Here is a 3,698-nt window from a genome sequence, read left to right on the forward strand (position 1 = left end):
GATCGAGAGCGCGGAGAAAGCTGTCATGGCTGCCTGCACCTGAGGCATGCTGTGACAGACGAGGGCATCGGGCCTGCGGATCGGAAGACTTGTCGCATCGCTAAGGGACACGTCTCGTAACCGCGGTGTCTGTCTGTTGAGGACGATGATCGAGGACGCCGGGGTGCAGGTGATCACCGCGAGGCGCCCGGAGTGGATCCGGATTCCGAATGAGATATCGGCCGTTCGCGGTGGTGCTATTCATGGTCGCCGCCTTCATATCCGTGCCGGCGTCGGTGGCGCGATGAGGGCTGCAGGCCGGAGTGGCCGCTAAGTGCCTTCTCGGGCTGGCGCGCAGGCAGCGGCCAGCTCTCGGGGTAGCTCCCCGCGGCCCTGCAGCGGCAACACATTGATCTTGTGGATTGCGTCGTGCCGCAACGGCCTGGTGACCAAAGTATTCGTTTGCCTGACTGTACGTACCCGTAGAGGACAAGTGGCTTGACTGGAGGCTGTGGCGCGTGAGTAACCCGGATCCGGAAAACGCTGTCGGGGACGTGCACGACGTGCTCAGCCGTCCGCTGTTCAATCCGGTGCTGAAGGTGACGGTCGGGGAAGGGAAGCTCGATTACGAGGTCTACCTGAAGACGGTCGACTTGCTGCGGCTGCAGACCCCCAGGTCGGAGCTTGTTGACGCTGACGAGCTCATGTTTCAGGTCGTGCACCAGGCGCAGGAACTCTGGTTGAAGCTGCTCGCCCACGAGGTCGCCGAGGTGGTCGATGATCTCGATGGTGATCGCTTGTGGGAGGTGGCGGCGCGGCTGGACCGCGGCGTCAGGATCACGCACTGTCTGGCGAACGAGCTTCGCGTGCTGGAGACACTCACTCCAGACACCTATCAGGTGATCCGCCGGCATCTGGGTAACGGCAGCGGGCAGGAGTCCCCCGGTTACAACGCGATACGGGTGGCCGCGTCGTACGCCGCCGATGCTCTGGACCGACTCCTCGCACGGCACGAGGTCGCGGCTGCCGAGGTCTATGCGGGTGCCAGTCCCGAACTGAAGCGGGTCTGTGAGCTGTTCGTGGATCTCGACGAGGGCTATCAGACGTGGCTGTTTACCCATTACATGCTGGTGCGTCGGACGATCGGCGTGGGCCGTGACCTTGAGGCGCTGGACGGATTGTCCACTCAGATTCTCGTCGGACGGATGACCCAGCCACTGTTTCGAGCCCTCTGGGCGGTACGCAACCAGCTCACGTCCGAGTGGCGGCGGGAGGGCGGCCTGGCTCCCGGCGCCGATCGCCGAGGAGCGCGGGTGTCGGCGTGACCGTGCGACTACGGAACCACTTTCCCGTACTCGATGACTGTGTGTACCTGAACAGCAACTCCACCGGGGCGGTCCCGCGCGGGGCGGAAACCATTCTCCGGCGGTACTGGGAGACGCTGTGCACGTGGCGCGATGACGTCTGGGAGGAGTGGCTCGGCGACCTGCGCGCCTACGGTAACGTTGTGGCCGGGTTCATCGGCGGCCCCCAGGGCAGCGTGATCACCGACGCCAATGTCAGCACCCTCCTGGGCCGAATTGCCTCGTGCTTCGACTACCGCCCGCCCCGAAACCGCGTGGTCACGACGCACCTGGAGTTTCCGACGGTGCCATTCATCTGGCGCGCGTTCGGGCGCTACGGTGCCGAACTCGATGTCGTCGGTGCCGGCGCCCACGGGTTCGACGACGATGCCCTGGAGCGGCGGATCGACGAACGCACCCTACTGGTGTGCGTGCCACACGCCAGCTACGCCACCGGCGCCATGATCGACCTTCCCCGTCTCGTCAAACGCGCACACGACGTCGGCGCTCTGGTCGTCGTCGACGCTTTCCAGACCATCGGCACGGTCCCGTTCGACGTGGCGGCGCTTGATGTCGACTTCGTTCTCGGCGGTGCCCACAAGTGGCTGTGCGGCGTCGGGACGGCGTTCCTATACGTCCGTCCTGAACTGCTACCGACCCTGCGGCCCGCGGCGACGGGATGGCTGGCCGGCGACGACCCATTGACCTTCCAACCCGCCTCGGACTGGGCCAGTGACGCCCGCCGGTTCGCCGGTGGTACACCCTTCCCGCTCACCGCTCGGATCTCGAGAGTCGGGCTAGACCTCCTGGCCGGCGTGGGCATCGACGCCATCCGGGAGCACTCGCTGAAATGCACCGAACGGATACTGCTCCGGGCTGTAGCCGCCGGTATCCCGGTGCTCAGCCCTACCGCGCCCGCGGACCGTGGCGGCGTCGTCTGCCTTTCCATCCCTGACGGTGAGGCGATCAAGCGGAGGCTCGCCCAGCGGCGAATGATCTGCAGCTGGCGCGGCGCCCTTCGGATCGCTCCCCACATCTACAACACGATCGAGGAGGTCGACGCGTTCATGGACGCGCTCGAGCTGGAGCTGCAGCAGGTGCAGTCATGACCGGTGCGCCGCTGTCCCCTCGGGCGCTGATGAGCCTCCTGACCAACGGTGCCAAGGCCATCGACGTGCTGGAGACGGCTCTGGACATCGGACTACTCGACGCCATCGAACCAGGCCCCGCACGCCTCGGGCAGCTCAGCGAGCGCTTCGGTCTGCAACCCGGCCGCCTCTACAAGCTCCTCGACTGCCTGGAAAGCCTCGGTTTCGTGCACCGCGACGAGCGGACCGACGACATCAACGACGCCGAGTTCCGCGCCGTCCCCGGGCTCAAGAAGGCCGCCGTCGAGGTCGTCGGACCCGACGCGATCGAACGCGACCGCGACAAGTACCCGTGGCGACAACTGCACGGCAGGCTGGCGGACACACTGCGCGGACGGGTCAGCATCACCGACGACGATTTCGCCTGGCCCCCGAAGACGGCGGCCCAGATCGCCGATTTCGAGAAGAGCATGGCCGCCGGCCTGGGCCTGGTCATCGAGGCGTTCCACACCCACGCACAGCGGCTCTGGCCCGGACGTCTTCGGTTGCTGGACGTCGGCGGCGGCGACGGCACCCTCGCCGCGCACCTGCTCACCGACTCGCCCAACCTGACCGTCGACGTCTACAACCTGCCTGCAGTCCAGCCGCTCGTCGGCCAGACCCGGCTCAGGTCCGGCCACGGGGCCCGGCTCGGATTCGTCGGCGGAGACTTCCTCACCGAACCGTTGCCCAGCGGCTACGACGCCATGATCTTCGTCCGCGTCCTGCACGACTGGCCAACGCACACCGCCCACTGCCTGATCGAGAACGCCTACCACGCGCTGCCGCCCCGCGGGCGCCTGCTCATCTGCGAGGAGTTCCGCACGTCCGAACGGCTGGCCATGCAGTTCTTCTGGTCCTACTTCCTCATCGGCGTCGACAGCTGCTCCAGCCGCCTCCGGGAAATCACCTTCTACACGAGCCTCCTGAAGCAGGTCGGATTCCACGAGATCGAGGTACTACCCGGCCGATTCGAGCTGATCTCGGCCTGCAAGCCGTGACGGCGTGCCCTCATGTCATGTCATGGGCGGATATCAGATCGGCCAGACGGAGCAGGGTGCGGGCGGACAGCGGAGTCGCGGGAGGGTGATACAGGAACGAGGCTCCCGGTAGGGGCATCGGATCTTGGCCGACTGCTGACTTACCGGGAGCCTCGTCCTACCACTGGGGATTTAGAGGGCGTCTGATTCACGTATTTTGTGAGTGATGTGATCTTCAGATGTCTCGCCAGGTTGGGGTGGTTTCGTCG

General features: G+C 65.8%; 3 protein-coding genes. All 3 read left to right on the forward strand.

Going from position 1 to position 3,698, the window contains the following annotated elements; all coding sequences use genetic code 11:
- The first annotated feature begins 497 nt into the window (after positions 1 to 497).
- The 3 genes from ACVCAH_RS37600 to ACVCAH_RS37610 are packed head-to-tail and all read left to right on the forward strand — an operon-like array spanning position 498 to position 3,450.
- Positions 498 to 1,304: a tryptophan 2,3-dioxygenase family protein gene (locus tag ACVCAH_RS37600; protein WP_447140968.1), complete on the forward strand. Its 807-nt coding sequence runs from the start codon at positions 498 to 500 to the stop codon at positions 1,302 to 1,304.
- Positions 1,305 to 1,345: 41 nt separating this feature from the next.
- A complete protein-coding gene (locus tag ACVCAH_RS37605) occupies positions 1,346 to 2,431 on the forward strand; it encodes an aminotransferase class V-fold PLP-dependent enzyme (protein ID WP_447140969.1) in 1,086 nt (361 codons plus the stop codon).
- On the forward strand, positions 2,428 to 3,450 hold the full coding sequence (locus tag ACVCAH_RS37610; protein WP_447140970.1) for a methyltransferase: 1,023 nt from the start codon (positions 2,428 to 2,430) through the stop codon (positions 3,448 to 3,450). Before ACVCAH_RS37605 ends, ACVCAH_RS37610 begins: the two co-directional genes overlap by 4 nt.
- Positions 3,451 to 3,698: the final 248 nt, after the last annotated feature.

Source organism: Micromonospora sp. LZ34, from assembly GCF_052981855.1.